The 19,967-nt window shown below is 71.8% G+C and carries 19 protein-coding genes; 6 read left to right on the top strand and 13 right to left on the bottom strand.

What is annotated here, in order from left to right; genetic code table 11:
* Positions 1-58: 58 nt before the first annotated feature.
* From OG522_RS21230 to OG522_RS21215, 4 genes are read left to right on the top strand one after another with little or no spacing between them, the layout of a single operon-like run.
* Positions 59-766 (top strand): polysaccharide deacetylase family protein, encoded by a 708-nt coding sequence (locus OG522_RS21230; RefSeq protein WP_329464569.1) that lies wholly within the window; start codon positions 59-61, stop codon positions 764-766.
* Positions 763-2,019, top strand: a complete 1,257-nt coding sequence (locus tag OG522_RS21225; protein WP_329464568.1) for a glycosyltransferase — start codon at positions 763-765, stop codon at positions 2,017-2,019. The genes OG522_RS21230 and OG522_RS21225 overlap by 4 nt, the downstream gene beginning before the upstream one ends.
* Positions 2,016-2,660: a lipopolysaccharide biosynthesis protein gene (locus tag OG522_RS21220; RefSeq protein WP_329464567.1), complete on the top strand. Its 645-nt coding sequence runs from the start codon at positions 2,016-2,018 to the stop codon at positions 2,658-2,660. Before OG522_RS21225 ends, OG522_RS21220 begins: the two co-directional genes overlap by 4 nt.
* Positions 2,657-3,790 carry a GNAT family N-acetyltransferase gene (locus OG522_RS21215; RefSeq protein ID WP_329464566.1) on the top strand — a complete coding sequence of 378 codons (1,134 nt, stop codon included), beginning with the start codon at positions 2,657-2,659 and terminating at the stop codon, positions 3,788-3,790. The genes OG522_RS21220 and OG522_RS21215 overlap by 4 nt, the downstream gene beginning before the upstream one ends.
* On the opposite strand, the gene OG522_RS21210 is transcribed toward OG522_RS21215, so the two are convergent.
* The 4 genes from OG522_RS21210 to OG522_RS21195 all read right to left on the bottom strand — a co-directional run bounded on the left by OG522_RS21210 (position 3,776) and on the right by OG522_RS21195 (position 7,775).
* The gene (locus OG522_RS21210; protein ID WP_329464565.1) at positions 3,776-5,059 is read right to left on the bottom strand and encodes a glycoside hydrolase family 26 protein; all 1,284 of its coding nucleotides are present in this window, start codon (positions 5,057-5,059) and stop codon (positions 3,776-3,778) included. The genes OG522_RS21215 and OG522_RS21210 overlap by 15 nt on opposite strands.
* Before the next feature lie 352 nt (positions 5,060-5,411).
* The gene (locus tag OG522_RS21205) at positions 5,412-6,692 is read right to left on the bottom strand and encodes a chaplin family protein (RefSeq protein ID WP_329464564.1); all 1,281 of its coding nucleotides are present in this window, start codon (positions 6,690-6,692) and stop codon (positions 5,412-5,414) included.
* 159 nt (positions 6,693-6,851) lie between these two features.
* A complete protein-coding gene (locus OG522_RS21200) occupies positions 6,852-7,076 on the bottom strand; it encodes a chaplin (RefSeq protein ID WP_329467668.1) in 225 nt (74 codons plus the stop codon).
* A gap of 285 nt (positions 7,077-7,361) precedes the next feature.
* The gene (locus OG522_RS21195; protein ID WP_329464563.1) at positions 7,362-7,775 is read right to left on the bottom strand and encodes a rodlin; all 414 of its coding nucleotides are present in this window, start codon (positions 7,773-7,775) and stop codon (positions 7,362-7,364) included.
* 366 nt (positions 7,776-8,141) lie between these two features.
* On the opposite strand from OG522_RS21195, the gene OG522_RS21190 reads away from it, so the two are divergent.
* Positions 8,142-8,555 (top strand): rodlin, encoded by a 414-nt coding sequence (locus OG522_RS21190; protein WP_329464562.1) that lies wholly within the window; start codon positions 8,142-8,144, stop codon positions 8,553-8,555.
* A gap of 149 nt (positions 8,556-8,704) precedes the next feature.
* On the opposite strand, the gene OG522_RS21185 is transcribed toward OG522_RS21190, so the two are convergent.
* Positions 8,705-8,899: a hypothetical protein gene (locus OG522_RS21185; protein WP_329464561.1), complete on the bottom strand. Its 195-nt coding sequence runs from the start codon at positions 8,897-8,899 to the stop codon at positions 8,705-8,707.
* A gap of 159 nt (positions 8,900-9,058) precedes the next feature.
* Here OG522_RS21185 and OG522_RS21180 point away from each other — a divergent pair, with 159 nt between their 5' ends.
* On the top strand, positions 9,059-9,469 hold the full coding sequence (locus tag OG522_RS21180; protein WP_329464560.1) for a rodlin: 411 nt from the start codon (positions 9,059-9,061) through the stop codon (positions 9,467-9,469).
* 105 nt (positions 9,470-9,574) lie between these two features.
* Here OG522_RS21180 and OG522_RS21175 read toward each other — a convergent pair whose 3' ends face one another.
* The 8 genes from OG522_RS21175 to OG522_RS21140 form a co-directional block, all read right to left on the bottom strand.
* The gene (locus OG522_RS21175; RefSeq protein WP_329464559.1) at positions 9,575-10,162 is read right to left on the bottom strand and encodes a TetR/AcrR family transcriptional regulator; all 588 of its coding nucleotides are present in this window, start codon (positions 10,160-10,162) and stop codon (positions 9,575-9,577) included.
* The gene (locus tag OG522_RS21170; RefSeq protein WP_329464558.1) at positions 10,150-10,884 is read right to left on the bottom strand and encodes an enoyl-CoA hydratase family protein; all 735 of its coding nucleotides are present in this window, start codon (positions 10,882-10,884) and stop codon (positions 10,150-10,152) included. Before OG522_RS21170 ends, OG522_RS21175 begins: the two co-directional genes overlap by 13 nt.
* Positions 10,881-12,503, bottom strand: a complete 1,623-nt coding sequence (locus tag OG522_RS21165; RefSeq protein ID WP_329464557.1) for a 4-coumarate--CoA ligase family protein — start codon at positions 12,501-12,503, stop codon at positions 10,881-10,883. Before OG522_RS21165 ends, OG522_RS21170 begins: the two co-directional genes overlap by 4 nt.
* Before the next feature lie 132 nt (positions 12,504-12,635).
* Positions 12,636-13,769 (bottom strand): acyl-CoA dehydrogenase family protein, encoded by a 1,134-nt coding sequence (locus OG522_RS21160; protein WP_329464556.1) that lies wholly within the window; start codon positions 13,767-13,769, stop codon positions 12,636-12,638.
* Positions 13,766-15,637 carry an acetyl/propionyl/methylcrotonyl-CoA carboxylase subunit alpha gene (locus OG522_RS21155; protein WP_329464555.1) on the bottom strand — a complete coding sequence of 624 codons (1,872 nt, stop codon included), beginning with the start codon at positions 15,635-15,637 and terminating at the stop codon, positions 13,766-13,768. The genes OG522_RS21160 and OG522_RS21155 overlap by 4 nt, the downstream gene beginning before the upstream one ends.
* Positions 15,638-15,642: 5 nt before the next feature.
* Positions 15,643-17,244 (bottom strand): acyl-CoA carboxylase subunit beta, encoded by a 1,602-nt coding sequence (locus OG522_RS21150; RefSeq protein ID WP_329464554.1) that lies wholly within the window; start codon positions 17,242-17,244, stop codon positions 15,643-15,645.
* A 122-nt stretch (positions 17,245-17,366) separates the two neighbouring features.
* The gene (locus tag OG522_RS21145) at positions 17,367-19,070 is read right to left on the bottom strand and encodes an acyclic terpene utilization AtuA family protein (RefSeq protein ID WP_329464553.1); all 1,704 of its coding nucleotides are present in this window, start codon (positions 19,068-19,070) and stop codon (positions 17,367-17,369) included.
* On the bottom strand, positions 19,070-19,891 hold the full coding sequence (locus OG522_RS21140; protein ID WP_329464552.1) for a TIGR03084 family metal-binding protein: 822 nt from the start codon (positions 19,889-19,891) through the stop codon (positions 19,070-19,072). The genes OG522_RS21145 and OG522_RS21140 overlap by 1 nt, the downstream gene beginning before the upstream one ends.
* Between the last annotated feature and the right edge of the window lie 76 nt (positions 19,892-19,967).

Below are 19,967 nucleotides of genomic sequence, written 5' to 3'. Positions count from 1 at the left end.
CGGCGACCCACGGGGTCCACTGACTGGTTCGAGACCGCGCCCCGCCGCACCGCTGTGGATGGCGATGTACCACTCGGTGACCCACACCACCCACGACCCCTACCACGTCACCGTCTCCCCGCAACGCTTCGAACGGCAGCTGCGCTGGCTGCGAAGACGCGGCCTGAAGGGGGTGGGCGTCGCCGAACTCCTGCGGGCCCGCGCGGCCGGGACCAGGCGCGGCCTGGTGGGCCTGACCTTCGACGACGGGTACGCGGACTTCACCGCCGAAGCCCTCGCGCTGCTGCACCGCTACGAGTGCACGGCGACGGTGTTCGTCCTGCCCGGACTGCTCGGCGCCGCCAACGACTGGGACCCGCTGGGCCCGCGCAAGCCGCTCCTGGACGAACGCGGCATCCAGCAGGCCGCCACCTGGGGCATGGAGATCGCCTCGCACGGCCTGCGCCACCTCGACCTGACCCACGCCGACGAGGACACCCTGCACCGCGAGGTGCGCGAGAGCAGGCAGCTGCTCCTCGACCTCACCGGCCACGAGGTGGCGGGCTTCTGCTATCCGTACGGGGCCGTCGACCTGCGCGCCATCGACGCGGTGCGCGCGGCCGGGTACCAGTACGCCTGCGCCATCGACGCGGGCCCGTTGACCGGCCGCTTCGCGCTGCCGCGCGTCCACATCGGGGAGCGCGACACCAGCTGGCGGCTGCACCTCAAACGGGGCCTGCACCGCTGGCGCCGGTACGAGCCCGCCGACCTCCCGGAGGGCCCGTGAAGGTCCTGCACGTCATCACCGGGCTCGGCGTCGGCGGCGCCGAGCAGCAACTGCGGCTGCTGCTGCTGCACTTGCCCTATCCGTCCGACGTCGTCACCCTCACCAACCCCGGCGCCGTGGCCCGCGCCATCGAGCGCGACGGCGGCCGGGTGCGCTGCCTCGCCATGGCGGGCAATCGGGACCTGTCCGCGCTGCCCCGCCTCACCCGGCTGATCTCCCGCGGCCGCTACGACGTGGTCCACACCCATCTGTACCGGGCCTGCCTGTACGGGCGCCTGGCCGCCCGGCTCGCCGGGGTGCGCACCGTCGTCGCCACCGAGCACTCCCTGGGCGAGTCCCGCATGGAGGGACGGCCGCTCGGTCCCGGCGTACGCGGCCTCTACCTGGCGAGCGAGCGGCTCGGCACCACGACCGTCGCGGTGTCCGCCACCATCGCCGGGCGGCTGGCCCGCTGGGGCGTACCGGAGCGCCGCATCCAGGTCGTCCCGAACGGGATCGATGCCGCACAGTTCGCCTTCAGCCCCCGCGCCCGCGATCGGGTACGCCGTCAACTCGGCCTCCCGCCGGGCGCGTTCGTCGTCGGCGCGGTCGGCAGACTGGCGGCGGGCAAGCGGTTTCGGGTACTCGTCGAGGCGATCGCCCAACTCCCGGACAGCTGGCTGGTGTTCGCGGGTACCGGCGCGCAGGAACAGCCCCTGCGGGCGCTCGCCGAGCGGCTCGGCGTGGCCGGGCGGGTGGTCTTCGCGGGCGAGTGCGCCCAGGAAGGCCCGGCCGCCTTGGGCGACCACCCCACCCTGCCGGGCCTGCTTTCGGCGGTGGACTGCCTGGCCTCGCCGTCGGACGAGGAGGCCTTCGGCCTGGCCGTCGTGGAGGCCCTGGCGGCCGGGCTACCGGTGGCGTACGTGACCTGCCCGGCCATTGACGACCTGCCGCCCGCGGCGGCGCCGGGCGCGCTGCGCACGGGCCGGCCGGCCGCCGCGTTCACCGACGCCCTGCGGGCGCTTCGGCAGGCGGGCCCCGTCCGGCACCCCGTCCCCGACGCGGTGCGCCGTTACTGCGTCACCGCGACCTCGGCCCAACTGGTCCGGGTGTACGAGGCGGCCGCGGCCCGCACAACGCTGCCCCGCCGGGCCTCGGGCAGCACGCCTGTCCCGGCGCCTGTCCCGGCTCCCGGCTCGGCTCCCCGCTCGGTCACGGCCCGGCCGCGCTCCCTCACGAACACGAACATCTCGGAGAAAGAAGAGTCCCGATGAGCAGATTCTCCGTCCAGCGGCGGCGTCAGGGCATCCGCCGTCCGCTGCCCCGCTGGTGGCCGCTGCCGGTGTGCGCGCTGCTCGGCGCGGCGGCGGGCGGTGCGTACGGCGAGGTCAGAACCCCGGAGTACAGCGCGACCAGCTACGTGGTGGTCACCCCCACCGTGAAGTCCGATCCGTCGGTCGCCCTGGGCTTCGCGCAGGCGTACGGCCGGGTCGCCACCGAGGTCGCCGTCATCGGCGACGCCCAGGTGTGGGCGGGGGTGAGCGCGGACACCCTGCGGCGCAGCGTGCAGACGGCGACCTCGCCCGACGCACCGATGATCGCGATCACCGCCACCTCGGCGCGCGCCGGGGACGCGGCGGGCATCGCCAACGCGGTGGCACGGGCCCTCACCCTCAACGGCACGCACACCCAGGCCGACACCGGGGTGCGGGTGGTGCAGTTCTCGCGGGCGGCCAAACCCCTGGCCCCCGCCTCCCCCTCCGCATCGCTGACCTCCCTGGTGGGCGGCTGCGCGGGCGGACTGATCGGCGGGCTCGCCCTGCTGGCCCGCCCGCGCCGCCGAACCGACGCCGGGGCCGGGGTCGCGGTGCCGGCCCCCGCCTCGGCGGTGCCCGCGCCGCAGGAGGTCGGGTGAAGACCGGGGTGATCGTCGAGGTCTGCACGGACGAGGCCCGCTTCGCGGAGCTGGCCCCCGACTGGCGCCGCCTGCACAGCCGTTGCCGAACCGCGACCCCCTTCCAGAGTCACGCCTGGCTGCATTCGTGGTGGCTCTCGTACGGGATGCCGGGGCGGCTGCGGGTCCATGTGGTGTACCGGGACGGCGAGTTGATCGGGGCCGCCCCGCTGATGCGGGTGCTGCGGCCGCTTCCGGCGCTGGTCCCGCTCGGCGGCACGATCAGCGACTTCGCGGACGTACTCCTGGACGACTCCTGTGCCCAGGAAGCCGCGGACGCGCTCACCGGCGCGCTGATGAGCTCGGCGCGCGGCGCGCTGATCGACCTCGGGGAGGTCAGGCCCGGCGGTGGCGCCGAGCGCCTGCACGCCAACTGGCCCGGCCAGCGGCGGCAGTTGGCGGACTCGCGCTGCCTCGAACTGCCCGCCGAGGGGATGGACGTACTCCTCGGGCGCCTCCCCTCCAACCGCGCCCAGCGGGCCCGCGCCAAGCTCCGGAAGATCGACGCGCTGGGCATCGAGCAGCGCGACGTGCCGCCCGAGGAGGTGCCGGGCGCGCTGCGTACGCTGCTCGACCTGCACGGGCTCCAGTGGCAGGGGCGCGGGGTGACGCGCGAGCACCTGCGCAGCCGGTTCGAGGAGCACCTGGCGCGCGCGGTGGGCGAGATGACCCGGCAGGGCGAGGCGGTGGTCACCGAGTTCCGGCTCGACGGGGAGGTGGTTGCGGCCGACCTCACCCTGCTCTCCCCCGCGCTGGCCGGCGGCTATCTGTACGGGGCGCATCCGGGCCTGCGCGGCCGCAAGGTGGACGTGGCCACGATGCTGCTGCGGTCCTGCGCGCAGCGCATCGACGGCAGCGGCCGGGCCGCGCTGAGCATGCTGCGCGGCAACGAACCGTACAAACAGCACTGGCGCCCCGAGGTACGGGTCAACCAGCGGTTCCTGCTGGCCAGGCGGCGCACCGCCCCGCTGCTGTGGGCCAGCGCGCTGCACGCGCGGCTGCGCCGCAGGGCGGGCGCCGCGCTGCGGTCGCTGCGGCAGTGGCGGGACGGCCGAAGCCGCCCCGCCCCTGAGCCGTCAGGACCGGCGTGAGTACCAGTCCAACCGGACGCAGAGCTTGCCGCCCATCCAGTACTCGACCCACGAGCCGAGGTCGACCGGAGAGCAGTTCTCGGGCGGCTTCGGCGCGACGGGCGCGACCGGTTTGGTCAACATGGAGGGCAGCGGGGGCGTAGCGGGCAGTGGGGGTGTGGCGGGCTTCGGGGGCGTGGAGGGTTGTGGGGATGTGGCGGGCTGCGGGCTCACCGGGGTGGCCGGCGCGGGCGAAGTCGGGGTGGGCTGCTGCGGGGTGGGCACGGTCTGACCGTGCAGGAGCGAGCGGTAGACCTCGGAGGAGCGGGGGTTCTCGGCACAGCCCCACACACCGTGCGGGCAGTAGTCGGTGATGGTGTTGTAGACCGGCTTGTGCAGATCCATCCAGGCCAGCATGCGCCGCATGTATTCGGGATTGTCCCCGTTGCGGAAAAGCCCCCACTCCGGATATGAGATCGGCTTCTTGTGCGCGGCGGCGAAGTCCACCTGCTGCTGAAGTCCGTACGGCTCCTTGACCTCCTCGTCGAAATTCCGGGCCGGTGGCTGGTCGTAGGAATCCATTCCGATGATGTCGACCACGTCGTCGCCCGGATAGCACTCGGTCCAGGGCACGGCGTCCCGCCCGCGACTCGGCGCGAAATCGAAACGGAATTTCTGCCCCGGGACGGAACGCATCGCGGCGACCGCGTTCTGCCAGTACTTCTTCCACGCGGCCGGGTCCGGTCCGCAGCGGTGGGTGTACGTGGTGCCGTTCATCTCCCAGCCGAGCACGATGATCGTGTCCGGGATCTTGAGCTCGACCAGCCGCTCGGCCAGCTTCTTGAAGTGCTCGTCGTACTGGCCCCGGGCGCCCCGCGCCAACAGTCTGCGCACCCTGTTGTCCGGTACCTCGACCTCGTTGAGGGCCTGCATCGGGACGTTCAGGACGAGGGTGCGGTCGGGCCGCTCCCTGCGCCAGGCGGCCCAGGGGTCGAGGAAGCCCGCGCCCCCCTCGATGTCCAACCAGCTGTCCCCGGGCAGATAGGTGTGCCCCACTTTGATGTCGGTCCCGCCGAGCCATTTCTCCAGCCCGGCGATCTGTTTGACGCCGAGGGCGCCGGAATCCAGGAAGGCGCCGAAATTCAGCGCGGAGGGCTGCCGCGCCGGGGGGTCATCGCCTTTGCCGGGTGGCTTGACTTCGATGCCCGGTGCCAGGGCCAGACTGAAGAGTGCACCGGCTGTCAGAACACTCGCGGTGAAGGTGGCCGCCCGATGACGCCGCTGACGCATGTGCGCTCCCTGGTTCTGAGGCCTCTCCCCGGGTTCCCGGTTGGAAAATATTCTTATTACGCCGATCGGGAGGATAAGCAGCCCTGCGCCCCAAGACCCCCGAACGGGCGTACGCGGCAGGGCCAGTCGAGCACGCCACGCCGCACGGCACGCCGAAGGGCCCGGCTCCTGAAAAGGAACCGGGCCCTTGGCGACGCGGGCGAGTCCTGCCCTGTCTGCTTCTTGATGGCCTCTCGGCGAGCACCCTCAACTGACCGCACTATTACGGGAGTTGTCCGGCCATCTCGGCTTCCCCGGGTGCCCGCCTCGGCCGTCACTTGCCGCGAGTGGGGGCGTCGGCGGACCCGCCGGGTCAGGCCTGGGCCAGCGCCCTGCCACGCCGGTAGAGGACGCCCCCGCCGAACACGAGCCCGGCGGCGGCCCCGCCGGCGATCGCGAGCAGCGCCGGGTCGGCCCCGGTCTCGGCGAGGTGAGCGGCCGCGGGAGCCTGCGTGGCCGGCATGACGACCCGGGGCGCGGACTGCGCGTGCGGGGCGGGCATGGCGTTCCGGGCCTGCGGAACGCGCGGCACCACGGGAGCGTGCGGGACGTCGTGGGGCATGTGGCGCGCGGGCGGAGCCTCGTACACGGGCGGCATGTGATGGACCGGAGGTACGTGGTGCAAGGGCGGGGCCCCGTGCACCGACGGCACGCGGCGGACAGGCGGAGCCTCGTGCACCGGGGACACGTGGCGCATGGGCGGGACCTCGTGCACCGGAGGTACGTGGCGCATCGGCGGAACCTCGTGCATGGGCGGCACGTGGTGCGCAGGCGGCGCGTGATGGGCGGGAGGTACATGGTGCATGGGAGGGCTCTGGTGCACCGGAGGCGCGTGATGAACCGGCGGCATGTGGTGGACCGGCGGGGCCTCGTGCACGTGGGGTGCGTGATGCACGGGCGGAGCGTGGTGAACCGACGGACCGTGGTGCGCAGGGGGTGTGTGGTGGCTCGAAGGCACGTGGTGCATGGGAGGCATGTGATGTGCAGGAGGCGCGTGGTGGGCAGCAGGCGCGTGGTGCGCGGGCGGTGCGTGGTGGGCCGGAGGCGCGTGGTGGGCTGCGTGGTGCGAGGGGCCCGTCGGCCCGGTGGTGCAGTGGTTTCCCATCACCGGGTTGAGCAGGCCCACGACGTTCGCCGTGATCCCGCACACCTGTGCCGGGACGTCCAGCGGTGCGGCGGCCGAGTTGCCCGCCAGGGCTCCCGGGGAGTCGCTCGTCACGGAGTGCGCCTGGCCGGCCGCGCCGCGGGGGTGGGGGCCGAACCCGTACTCGGCGGCGTACTCACGCTCGTCCCGAGAAACGTCCTCGGACCCGTATCCGACCTCGGAGCCGTGCTCCTCCCCGTATCGGCCCGCGTCCTGTCCGCCGCTCTCCTGCTCCCCCTTTCCCTTCCCTTTCCCCTTCCCCTTCTTCGGCGAGACGGTGGCGCAGCGGTTGCCGAAGGTCGGGTTGAGGGCTCCGGCCGGGTCCACCGTGTTCCCGCAGGCCTGGACCGGGATGTCCAGCGGCGCAGAGATCGTGTTCCCCGACAGCAGGCCCGGCGACCCCGTGCTCTCGGCGTCGGTGCCGGCCGCCTGAGCGTAATTACCGCTCATCGAAATCACGCTCGTGGCTGCCACGGCAGTGAAAAGGGACTTGCTGATGACCTGGCGCAATGGGCTGTCTTCCGTATCGCGGTGAAAAAGCGGGGAAACCGAATTTGGGGCGTGCGGACGGCACGCCCCAAAATCGGAGTGGAGGGTCTGGCGGCTACGTCACTTGTTGACGCAGGCGCTGCCGAACGCCGGGTTCAGCAGCGCGATGACGTTAACGGTGTTGCCGCACACGTTGATCGGAACGTGGACCGGAACCTGGAGCAGGTTGCCCGACAGAACACCCGGGCTGCCGACCGCGGCACCCTCGGCCCCGGCGTCGGCGAACGCAGGAGCGGCACCACCAGCGGCGACGACCAGACCGGCCAGAACCGTCGCAGTCTTCATGTACTTCACGTGGTTTTCCTTCCCTCAGTCAAAACGTCACGCAACCAGTCGTTGCTCACGGCGTGTTGCCAGAGCTTTCGCCCAAGGTGCCGCTGACGACTGGGTAACGAATGAGTCAGGGAAAGGAAACCGAATGGGAAGAGCCGTCCCGAGTTCCTCACCCATACGCCAGAAAGGCAGCCCTGCGTCCAGACACCACGCCCACGGGGCATTTGGCGAACAAAAGAACTCGGGCTGCCGCGGCCCGAAGGGACCGCGGCAGCCCGAGCTGCCGGCTGACCCGAATCACCTGCTGCCGGCACCGTTGCTGGAGAGGATCGGGATCTGGTTCAGGATGTGCGAGAGCGGCTCGTCGCCCTTGGCCTGAGTCGAGTTCTCGGTGCACTGCTGGTTCTGCGGCGCGGACAGGACCGGCACGTCCTGGAGCACGGAGACCGGCACGAAACCGACGATGGCCGCGGCGTTGCCCTTGACCGGAACGCCGAGGCAGGGCTTGTTCAGGCTGCCCTGGACCAGGGAGAGCTGGGGGCTCATGTCGCCCTCGGTCTTCGAATTGCCGAAGGCCTGCTTCGCGCCGTTGCCACTGAACGAGGTCGAGCCGTCGTGGTTGCCGATGGCCATGGCCTGGGGGGCCAGCATGGCCGAGGCGCCGACCAGCGAAACGGTGGCAGCGGAAGCGGCCATAACCTTCTTGAGCATGGTCTTCCCTTTTCTTGGTGGAGAGCATGTGCAGTACCGCGCTCAAAATCCACCGCGCCGTACTACTGACTTGTCAACTTCGCCACACCGGATTGGTTCCGGCGCTTCACCCGAATGGTTCCCCAGCGATTCGAAAGAGATACCGAACGCCACGTTTCAAGGGCCCCCGAAAGGTGGCATCGGATCTCCATATAATCCAAACCGATAAAAGGGAGTTGGACGCCCAGTCGACGGAACAGGCCGTAGGTCTCATTTTCGTACGGCCGAAGGAGTGAAGGGCAGAAACCAATCCGCAAGGGAGCCCGTTGGTCAGGTGGCTCCGTATGGGGCAGCCACGTATGGGGCATTCACCAGAAAGGGACCAGCGTGATCAAGAAGGCTATGGCGGCAGCAGCCGTCGGCGTGTCCGTCGTCGGCGTGTCCGCGGCGATGGCGCCGCAGGCGATGGCGATCGGCAACCACGACGGCGCGACCTCGGTCAGCGGCAACGGTGCGATGCAGTCGTACGGGAACTCCGCAACGTACGGCAACATGAGCCCGCAGATCGCGCTGATCCAGGGCTCGTTCAACAAGCCCTGCATCGCCCTGCCCGCCAAGGCCAACCTCGCGTCCCTCGTCGGCGTCGTGCCGGTCTCCGTGCTCCAGGACGTGCCCGTTCTCTCGGCGCCGCAGAACCAGCAGTGCACCGAGAACTCGACTCAGGCCAAGGGCGACGAGCCGCTCTCGCACATCCTGGACCAGATCCCGATCCTCTCCAGCAACGGTGCCGACAAGCGCTGAGCCAAGCTTTCGCCAGGACAGCCGGACCTCTGCCCATCCCTTCGGCGGTCCGGCATCCTGTTTTCCACCGGCCGGATCACCGGGCTTCCCCCGGCGGTCCGGCTTTTCCGTGCCCGGAACCGGGCGGCGGAATCAGAAAGTCCGGCAAATCAAGAAGGCCAGGAGGGGCCGTTGACGAGCTGGTTCCATTCCCAGTCGGGCCGCCCCGGAAGCGTTCGGCCCTCGGCGGCCCAGGAACGCACCAGAGCCGCATATACGGGTTCGGCCGCCGCCTCGCTCTCGAATCGCTGCCGGGTGATCGGGATGAAAGTCTGCCGGTGCCAGGCACCGTGCGTCTCCGTCATGTTTCCTCACCATCGGTTCGCGGTTACTGCCTAATACCACGGCCGGGCGGAGTCGATTCCGTAAATGCTCTGTACGGGGGACAGAGCGGAACCAAAAGAGATTCTTACCGTTTGTCTTCACAGATACCCGTCAGTGGAATCAGACCAACAGGAGTAGACATGCAGAAGTTGTGGTCGGCCGCAGCCGTCGCCGCAGCCGTGTCCGGGGTCGCGATGATGGCCGCACCGCACGCGATGGCGATCGGCAACCACAGCGGCCCGACGTCGCTCAGCGGCAACGGGGCCAAGCAGGCCTTCGGCAACTCGAAGACCGAGGGCGACATGAGCCCCCAGATGACCCTGGTCCAGGGCTCCCTGAACAAGCTCTGCGCCGGTGTTCCGGTCAAGGTCAACGCCGCGTCCATCGTCGGCGTCGTGCCCGTCTCCGTGCTCCAGGACGTGCCGGTCCTGTCCGCGCCGCAGAACCAGCAGTGCACCGAGAACTCGACCCAGGCCAAGGGCGACGAGCCGCTCTCGCACTCCCTGGACCAGATCCCGGTCCTCTCGAACAACGGCGCCGACAGCAGCTGAGCTGCCTGAACGACGGCCGGCCCCGGTCACCCGGGGCCGGCCTTCCGCTGTCGGGGCGCGGTGGGCACGCTCACCGCGGCGGTGCCCACCGCGCTGGGCCGTCGCTCAGCGCAGGGCCTCGTCGAGCAGCACCGCCCACTGCGCCACGACCCGCTCCCGGCGCGCCGCGTCGTCGGTGAGCAGGTTCGCCAGGCCCAGCCCCCGGGCCATGTCGAGGAAGCCCTGCACCGTCTCACGTACCCCCGGCACGGCTTCGTCGGCGGCGAGCAGGTCCACCGCGATGCGGTGGGATTCGCGGCCCACCCTGGCCTCCAGTTCGGTCACCCGGGCGTGTAGCTGCGCTTCGTTGGACGCGGCGACCCACAGGTGCAGCGCGGCCCGGAACAGCGGTCCGGTGTAGAGCCCGACCAGCGCGCGGACGACCTCCTTGCGGTCCGTGCGGTCCAGTGCCCGCAGGGCCGAGGAGCGCTGTTCGGCGACGTACTCGACGGCCGCCGTGAACAGGTCCTCCCGGGTCCGGAAGTGGTGCTGGGCGGCGCCCCGTGAGACCCCGGCGCGCTCGGCGACCACCGACACGGTGGACCCCGCCCAGCCGTGCTCGGCCAGGCAGGCGACGGCCGCTTCCAGCAGGCGCTGCCGGGTGGCCCGGCTGCGGTCCTGCTTCGGGGTCTTCGGTGGGGTCACAACACCCATGCGGGGTCCCGTCGTTCGAGGAAGGCCGTCACTCCCTCCCGCGCCTCGGCGGAGGCGAAGAGGGACGCCGAGCGGGCGGTCAGCTCCTTCGACCAGCGGTCGAATGCCTCCGCCACGGTAGCCGTCAGCAGAGCCTTCGACGCGGCCAGGCCCCCCGGCGCCGACCTGCGCAGTCCGTCGAGGACCGGCCCGAGGGCCTCGTCCACGTCGTCCGCGGCCAGCGTCACCAGTCCCGTGCGGGCCGCCTCCGCCGCGTCGAACCGCTCGCCCGTCAGGAAGTACCGGCTCGCGGCGCGCGGTTCCATGCGGGCGAGCACCGGCATGGAGATCACCGCCGGTGCCAGGCCGAGCCGGGTCTCGGTGAACGCGTACGACGACGCGGGGCCGGCCACCGCGATGTCGCACGCGGCGAGCAGGCCTAGGCCGCCCGCGCGGACGTGTCCGGTGACCCGCGCCACGACGGGCTTGGGGAGCTCCACCACGGTGCGCATCAGCGTCACGAAGCCCGCCGGGTCGGGCGGCGACTTCAGGTCGGCGCCCGCACAGAACGTGCCGCCGGTGTGGGTGAGCAGCACGGCCCGCACCCCGGGGTCGCCGCCGCACCGCGACAGTTCGGCTCCCAGTTCGGCCACCAGGGCCGCGGACAGCGCGTTGCGGTTGGCGGGCGAGTCGAGGGCGATGGTGGTGATGCCCCGCTCGTGGGCCGTCCGGATGTGTGTCACGCCTCGTCCTTCTCTCGTTGGCGCAGCTCGCGCCGCAGGATCTTGCCGGACGCGGCCCGGGGCACCCGCCCGACGAACTCCACCCTGCGGAGCTTCTTGTACGGGGCGACGCGTTCGGCGACATACGCCATCACCTCGTCCGCACCGAGGTCGGGCGCGGACGGCTGGCGTACGACGAAGGCCTTGGGCACCTCGTTGCCGTCCGCGTCGTACACGCCGATGACGGCGGCGTCCGCGATGGCGGGGTGAGTGAGCAGCAGGGCCTCCAGGTCGGCGGGGGCGACCTGGAAGCCCTTGTACTTGATGAGTTCCTTCACCCGGTCGACGACGTAGAGCCAGCCGTTCTCGTCGACGCGGCCGACGTCGCCGGTGTGGACCCAGCCGTCGGCGTCGATCAGGGCGGCGGTGGCGTCGGGGCGGCCGAGGTAGCCCTTCATGACCTGCGGGCCGCGGATCGCGATCTCGCCCTCCTCGCCGGGCTCCGCGTCGCGGGCCGGATCGTCCAGGCGCAGGATGCGCATCTCGGTGGACGGCAGGAGCTTGCCGACCGCGCCCGCGGGTGGATCCACAGCGGCCAGCGGCACGGTGTGGGTGCCCGGCGAGAGCTCCGTCATGCCGTACGCCTGCCGCACCGGCGGCAGCTTCAGGCGGGCCGAACAGGCCGCTGCCAGGCGGGAGTCGAGGGGGGCTGCGGCGCTGACGACGTACTCCAGGGACGACAGGTCGTACTGCGCGACCGCCGGGTGCTTGGCGAGGGCGAGGACGATCGGCGGGGCGACGTACAGGCCGGTGATGCGGTGCTTCTCGATCGCGCCGAGGAACTGGCCGAGGTCGAAGCGCGGCAGCACGACGACCGTGGCGCCGCTGCGCAGCGGCGCGTTCAGGAGGGCCGTCATGCCGTAGATGTGGAAGAAGGGCAGCACCGCGAGGATGCGTTCGCCGGGCACCATCGGTATCAGCGGGTGCAGTTGGGCCAGGTTGGTGGCGATGCTGCGGTGGGTGAGCATGACGCCCTTGGGGACGCCGGTGGTGCCGGAGGAGTACGGCAGTACGGCGATGTCCTCGCCGGGGTCGATGGCCACGGCCGGTTCGGGCGCGTCGGCCGTCAGCAGGTCGTGGACGATCGAGCGGTGTCCTTCAGCCCGGTCGCAGACGAAGATCTCCTCGATGCAGCCGACGAGTTCGGCGGCGCGGCGGGCGGTCTCCAGGAGTGGCGAGAGGGTGACGATCCAGCGCGCCGAGGAGTCCGCGAGCTGCTTGGCGAACTCCTCGGCGGTGCACAGCGGGTGGACGGTGGTGACGGCGGCGCCGGCCCGGGTGGCTCCGTAGAACACGACGGGGTAGAGGATGGAGTTGGGGCTGTGCAGCGCGAGCACGTCCCCCTTGCGCACTCCGGCCGCGGCCAGGGACGCCGCCAACTTGCGGTGGCGGACGTCCAGTTGGCCGTAGGTGATGGAGGTGGCTCCGCTCGGGTCCGTGCCGTCGATGAGCGCGACGGCGTCCGGGTGCGTGGCGGTGGAGCGGCCGAGGACCGCCTCGTGGATGGGCTCGTCGACGACGGCCACGTCGGCGTACTCGCTGCGGTGGACGCGGGGTGCGGGAACGGAAGGGGAGTCCATGGAGGGGTCTCCTAGTACGACTGAGCGGATTTGTCGAGGTCCCGGGGGCCGCAGCCCCTTCAGGGGCGCGGGGAACTGCGCGACCAGCCACGCCGGGCCCGCGGCCGAACAACCGCACCTCCAGCGAAGCGCCTAGTACGACTTGGGCAGCCCAAGGGACTGGTGGGACACGTAGTTGAGGATCATTTCGCGGCTGACCGGCGCGATCCGGGCCACCCTGGCGGCGGTGATGAGCGATGCGAGCCCGTACTCGCGGGTCAGGCCGTTGCCGCCGAGGGTGTGGACGGCCTGGTCGACCGACTTCACACAGGCTTCGGCGGCCGCGTACTTGGCCATGTTGGCCGCCTCGCCCGCCCCGGCGTCGTCGCCCGCGTCGTACAGCGCGGCGGCCCTCTGCATCATCAGCCGGGCCAGTTCGAGTTCGATGTGGGCCTGGGCGAGGGGGTGCGCGATGGCCTGGTGACCACCGATGGGGTGCTTCCACACCTGCCGGGTCGTCGCGTAGTCGACGGCCTTGGCGAGCGCGTAGCGGCCCATGCCGATCGCGAACGCGGCCGTCATGATGCGCTCGGGGTTGAGCCCGGCGAAGAGCTGGAGCAGACCGGCGTCCTCGTCGCCGACGAGGGACTCGGCGGGCAGCCGCACATCGTCGAGGACGAGCTCGAACTGCTTCTCCGCGGCCTGGAGTTCCATGTCGATCTGCGAGCGCCGGAAGCCGGGGGCGTCGCGCGGGACGATGAACAGGCAGGGCTTGAGGCTGCCGGTCCGCGCGTCCTCGGTGCGGCCGACGATGAGCGTGGCGTCGGCTATGTCCACGCCGGAGATGAACACCTTGCGGCCGCTCAGGACCCAGCCGTCGCCCTCGCGCCGCGCGGTGGTGGTGATGCGGTGCGAGTTGGAGCCCGCGTCGGGTTCGGTGATGCCGAAGGCCATGGTGAGCGTGCCGTCGGCGAGGCCCGGCAGCCACTTTCGCCGCTGGAGCTCGGTGCCGAAGCGGGCGATGACCGTGCCGCAGATGGCGGGCGAGACGACCATCATCAGGAGCGGGCAGCCCGCCGCCCCCAACTCCTCAAGAACAATGGACAGTTCGGCCATTCCACCGCCCCCGCCCCCGTACTGCTCGGGCAGGTTGACGCCGAGGTAGCCGAGCTTGGCGGCTTCCGCCCACAGCGCCGCGCGGTCGAATCCGCGCCCGTGGCGGGCGCCGAGCGCGGCGACGGCGGCGCGCAGATCCTTGTTCTCCTGGCTCTCGATGACGCTGGTCATGCTTGGTCAGCCTCCTGGACGACGGCGAGCAGGGCGCCGACCTCGACCTGGCGGCCGGGGGCGGCGTGGAGCGCGGTGAGCGTGCCGGAGGCGGGAGCGGTGATGCGGTGCTCCATCTTCATGGCCTCCAGCCAGAGCAGCGGCTGTCCCGCGCGGACGCGGCAGCCTTCCTCGACGCCGTCGGCGACCCGCGCGACCACCCCCGGCATGGGGGCGAGCAGCGAACCGGGTGCGACGAGGTCGCTGGGGTCGGTGAAGCGGGGGTGGGCGGTGAGGGCGTATCCCGCCGACGGGGTGTCGACATACACGGTGTCGCCGTGCCGCGTGACGGTGAACTCCCGCTGTACGCCGTCCACTTCGAGCCGTACCCGGCCGGGATCGGCTCGTTCGACACGTACCTCGGGACAGCCGTCGACTTCGAGGCCGTGGCGGGTGAGGCGGTAGCGGACCTCGTGCTCGCCGTACCGCTTGACCTGTGGCTGCGAGGGTACGTTGCGCCAGCCGCCGCCGAATCGGCCGGCTCGGGAGGCCGCGTCGGCGAGGGCGGCGGCGAGGGCCGCGTGGTGCGCGCCGGGGCCGGGTTCGGTGAGCTCGGCGAGGTGGCGGTCGTAGAAGCCGGTGTCGAGACGGGCTTCGGTGAAGTCCGGGTGGCGCAGCGAACGTACGAGCAGGTCGCGGTTGGTCGCCGGGCCGTGGATGCGGGCGCGCTGGAGGGCGCGGGCGAGTTTGCGGGCGGCCTCGGCGCGGGTCGGAGCGTGCGCGATGGCCTTGGCGAGCAGCGGGTCGTAGTGGACGCCGACGGTGTCGCCGGTACGGAAGCCGCTGTCCAGCCGGACGCCGGGCACGTCCAGTTGGTGGACGGTTCCGGTCTGCGGGGCCCAGTCGGCCGCCGGGTCCTCCGCGTAGAGCCGGGCCTCGATGGCGTGACCCTGCGGGGCGGGCGGATCGTGCGGGAGGGCGTCGCCCTCGGCGACGCGGATCTGGAGGGCCACCAGGTCGATGCCGAACACGGCCTCGGTGACGGGGTGTTCGACCTGTAGGCGGGTGTTCATCTCCAGGAAGTGGACCTTCCCGTCGGCGACCAGGAACTCGACGGTGCCCGCGCCCCGGTAGTCGGTCGCCTTCGCGGCGCGGACGGCCAGGGCGTGGAGTTCCGCGGTCGCATCCGGGCCGAGACCGGGCGCCGGGGCCTCCTCGATGACCTTCTGGTGGCGGCGCTGGAGCGAGCAGTCGCGGGTGCCGAGCGCCCAGACGGTGCCGTGGGCGTCGGCGAGGATCTGCACCTCGATGTGGCGCCCGCCCTCGATGTAGGGCTCGACGAAGACGTCGCCGTCACCGAACGCGCCAAGCGCTTCGGCGCGGGCTGTCGTCAACTCGTCGTCCAGATAGCCCAGTTGGCGTACGACGCGCATGCCGCGCCCGCCGCCGCCCGCCGCCGCCTTGATCAGCAGGGGGAGGTCGGCGGGGGTGACGTCGGCCAGGTTCAGGGGTGGCAGGCCCATGAGCTCCTTGGCGCGGGTCTTGGAGGCCATGGCCTCGATGGCCGCGGGGGGCGGGCCGATCCAGGTGAGTCCGGCGTCGGCGACGGCCCGCGCGAAGTCGGCGTTCTCGGAGAGGAAGCCGTACCCGGGGTGCACGGCGTCGGCCCCCGCCGCGAGCGCGGCCCGCACGATGAGGTCGCCGCGCAGATACGTCTCGGCGGGCGTCGCCCCGGGCAGCCGTACGGCGGTGTCGGCCTCGCGTACGTGCAGCGCGCCCGCGTCGGGGTCGGAGAACACGGCGACGGTGGCGATGCCCAGGTCTCGGCAGGTGCGAAAGACCCGGCAGGCTATCTCGCCCCGGTTGGCGACGAGTACGGACTTGATCATGGCCCTCACATCCGGAAGATGCCGAAGCCGCCGCGGGCGCCTTCGACGGGGGCGGTGTGGATCGCGGACAGGCAGAGCCCGAGGACGGTCCGGGTGTCGCGGGGGTCGATGACCCCGTCGTCGTACAGCCGCCCGGACAGGAACATCGGCAGCGACTCGGCCTCGATCTGCTGCTCCACCATCGCGCGCAGGGCGGCGTCCGCGTCATCGTCGTACGGCCGGCCCTTGGCCTCGGCGGAGGCGCGGGCCACGATCGACAGGACGCCGGCGAGCTGCTGGGGGCCCATGACGGCGGACTTGGCGCTCGGCCAGGCGAACAGGAAGCGCGGGTCGTAGGCGCGGCCGCACATGCCGTAGTGACCGGCGCCGTAGGAGGCGCCGAGGAGGACGGAGAGGTGCGGTACGCGGGAGTTGGACACCGCGTTGATCATCATCGCGCCGTGCTTGATGATGCCGCCCTGCTCGTACTCCTTGCCGACCATGTAGCCGGTGGTGTTGTGCAGGAAGAGCAGCGGTATGTCGCGCTGGTTGGCGAGCTGGATGAACTGGGCGGCCTTCTGGGACTCGGCGGAGAAGAGCACGCCCTGGGCGTTGGCGAGGATCCCGACGGGGTAGCCGTGCAGCTCGGCCCAGCCGGTGACCAGGCTCGGCCCGTACAGCGGTTTGAACTCGTCGAAGTCGGAGGCGTCCACGATCCGGGCGATGACCTCGCGCGGGTCGAAGGGGGTCTTCAGGTCCTCGGCCACGATGCCGAGCAGCTCGTCCTCGGAGTACTTGGGCGGCGCCGCGATCGTCACCGGATCCGGGTGCGCCTTGCGGTGGTTGAGGCGGGCGACGATGCGGCGCGCCTGACGGATCGCGTCCTGTTCGTCCACGGCGAAGTGGTCGGCGAGACCCGAGGTGCGGGCGTGCATCTCGGCGCCGCCGAGCGACTCGTCGTCGCTCTCCTCACCGGTCGCCATCTTGACGAGCGGCGGCCCGCCGAGGAACACCTTCGACCGGTCCTTGATCATGACCGTGTGGTCGGACATGCCGGGGACGTACGCGCCGCCCGCCGTGGAGTTCCCGAAGACGACGGCGATCGTGGGTATCCCGGCGGCGGACAGCCGCGTGATGTCCCGGAAGATCGCGCCGCCCGGGATGAAGATGTCCTTCTGGCTGGGCAGGTCCGCGCCGCCGGACTCGACGAGGCTGATGCACGGCAGCCGGTTGGTGTACGCGATCTCGTTCGCGCGCAGCGCCTTCTTGAGGGTCCAGGGGTTGGACGCGCCGCCGCGCACGGTGGGGTCGTTGGCGGTGATCAGGCATTCGACGCCCTCGACGGTGCCGATGCCGGTGACCATGGAGGCGCCCACCGGGTAGTCGCTGCCCCATGCGGCGAGGGGGGACAGCTCCAGGAAGGGGGTGTCCGGGTCGAGCAGCAGCTCGATGCGCTCGCGGGGCAGGAGTTTGCCGCGCCCGCGGTGGCGTTCGCTGTACTTGGCACCGCCGCCGGCAAGCGCCTTGCCGTGCTCGGCGTCCAGCTCGGCGAGCTTGGTGAGCATCGCCGCGCGGGCGGCGCGGTACTCGGGGGCGGCGGGATCGAGGGCGGTGGGGAGGGTGGGCATGGGAGGCTCCTGAGGGTGGGCGCCTGCGGCGGACCTCAGCCCGCAGTCAGGCCCGTCCGGTGCTTGAGGACCGGGGGCCGGGGCAGTGCCGCCGGTTCGGAAGGGGCGGGCAGGGGCGAAGGTCACTCCAGCAACGACACCGGCACCGCCACCTCCCGGCTCCGCAGCCACTCCCCCAGTCCCTTCGCCTGGGGGTCGAAACGGGCCTGGGACGCGACCCCCTCCCCGAGCAGCCCCTCCACCACGAAGTTCAGCGCCCGCAGATTCGGCAGAAGGTGCCGGGTGACCTTCAACTCGCCTGTCTCAGGCAGCAGTTGACGGAACCGGTCGACGGTCAGAACATGCGCCAACCACCCCCACGCCGCATCCGACCGCGCCCACACCCCCACATTCGCGTCCCCGCCCTTGTCCCCGCTCCGCGCCCCCGCCACCAGCCCGAGCGGCACCCGCCGAGTCGCCTCCACGGGATCGAACGGCGGCAGCCCCGGCTCCACAACCGGCGCGAGGACCGCCGTACGCGCGGGCGGGGGAATCGACTCCCGTACGCCGTCCGCATGGACAGCCGCGTGCTCCACCGAGCCCGCGGCCACGTACGCCGCCTCGAACACCCCGTACGGCGCGCCCTTGCCGGGCGGGGCCGTGACGTGGAAGCCGGGGTAGCTGGCGAGCGCGAGTTCGACGGCGGCGCCGCTGACCACCCGGCCCACCGCGTCCGGGTCCGGGTCGCGGACGACCAGCCGCAGTAGCGCGCTCGCGCACTCCTCGGTGTCGGCGTCGGGCCGTTCGGTGCGGGACAGCTCCCATCCCACGTGTGCGGGACGCTGCTCGGCGCGGGCGAAGGCGTCCTCGATCTGCTCCCGCACCAGCTGGGCCTTCGCCTCGATGTCAAGGCCGGTCAGTACGAACACGACCTCGTTGCGCCAGCCTCCGATGCGGGTGAGCCCGGCCTTGAGCGTGGGCGGCGGCGCCTCACCCCGTACGCCGGTGACGCGCACCCGGTCGGGACCGTCCGGTTCGAGGCGTACGGTGTCGAGCCGCGCGGTGACGTCGGGTCCCGCGTACCGGGCGCCGGACGTCTCGTACAGGAGCTGCGCGGTCACCGTGCCGGTGTCGACGGCTCCGCCGGTGCCGGGGTGCTTGGTGATGACGGCCGTCCCGTCGGCGTGGAGCTCGGCGAGGGGAAAGCCGGGCCTTCGCAGGCCTTGACCCGTGAATTCCGTGAAGAAGGAGTAGTTCCCGCCGGTGGCCTGGGTTCCGCACTCCAGGACGTGCCCGGCGACGACCGCGCCCGCGAGCGCGTCGTACTCCTCGGGGCCCCAGCCGAACCACCACGCGGCCGGCCCGGTGACCAGGGCCGCGTCCGTCACCCGCCCCGTTACGACGATGTCGGCTCCACCGCGCAGACAGGCCGCGATGCCGCCGCCGCCCAGGTAGGCGTTGGCGGTGAGCACGCCCTCGGGCAGCGAAAGCCCGTCGCCCTCGACGTGGGCGACCCGTACCGGTACGCCCACCCGGTCCGCCAACTCCCGCACCGCACCGGCGAGTCCGGCCGGGTTGAGGCCGCCCGCGTTGGCGACGATCCGCACCCCGCGCTCGTGGGCGAGGCCGAGGCACTCCTCCAGCTGGCGCAGGAACGTCTTGGCATAGCCGAGCCGGGCATCGCGCAGCCGGTCCCGGCCGAGGATCAGCAGGGTGAGTTCGGCGAGGTAGTCACCGGTGAGCACGTCGAGCGGGCCGCCGGTCAGCATCTCCCGCATCGCGTCGAAGCGGTCGCCGTAGAAGCCGGAGGCATTGCCGATGCGCAGTATTCGTCCGGCCCGGTCCATCAGGTGCCCTCGGGCGTACGGGGCGGGCGGCCGGGTCCCGCCGGCCCGGCGAAGGCCTGGGCGATGTCGAGCCAGCGGTCGGCATCGGCGCCCTCGGCGCGCACGGCGGTGTCGCTGCGGTGCAGGCGCTGGGTGACCAGCAGACAGAAGTCCAACGCGGGCCCGGTGACGCGCTGTTGGGCGCCCTCGGGTCCGTACGTCCACAGCCCGGCGCCGTCCGGGGCGGTCAGCTCGACCCGGATCTCCTCGGCGGGCGGCGTCAACCCCCGTACGGAGAACGCGTAGTCGCGGGCCCGGACGCCGATGTGGGCGACGTGGCGCAACCGGTCGGTGGGCCTGCGGGTGCGGCCCAGCGCGTCGAACACGTCCTGGCCGTGCGCCCAGGTCTCCATGAGGCGGCCGGTGGCCATCGACGCGGTGGACATCGGCGGCCCGTACCAGGGGAACCGCGCCCCGGCCGGGGCCGCCCGCAGCGCGTCTTGCAGCTGTACGCGGCTGTCGCGCCACCAGGAGAGCAGCTCGGCGGGCGGAAGCAGGGCCCCCGCCTCGGCGCCGTCATCCACGAAGGTGTCCGGCGACTCGACGGCCTTCTCGACCTCCGCCGCGAACGCGTCCGGGTCGGTGACGGCGAGCAGCGCCGCGGTGTCGGTCCAGGCGAGGTGCGCGATCTGGTGGGCGATGGTCCACCCGGGGGCGGCGGTGGGCGTGGCCCACCGGGCCGGACTCAACTCGCCAATCAGGACGTCGAGTTCACCGCCTTCGGCGCGCAGATCGTCAAGTACGGCAAGAACGGCGTCGGTCGGGCCGGACGCTTGGGACACGGTGCGCTCCCCTCCGGGACAGCGGGTGTGCGGTGGAGCATGGCACCGGCACCAGAAACAAGCAAGCGTGCTTGCA

The sequence above is a fragment of the Streptomyces sp. NBC_01431 genome, assembly GCF_036231355.1.
In the GTDB taxonomy this organism is placed as follows: Bacteria; Actinomycetota; Actinomycetes; order Streptomycetales; family Streptomycetaceae; genus Streptomyces.
This window is presented reverse-complemented; position numbering and strand designations above follow the sequence as displayed.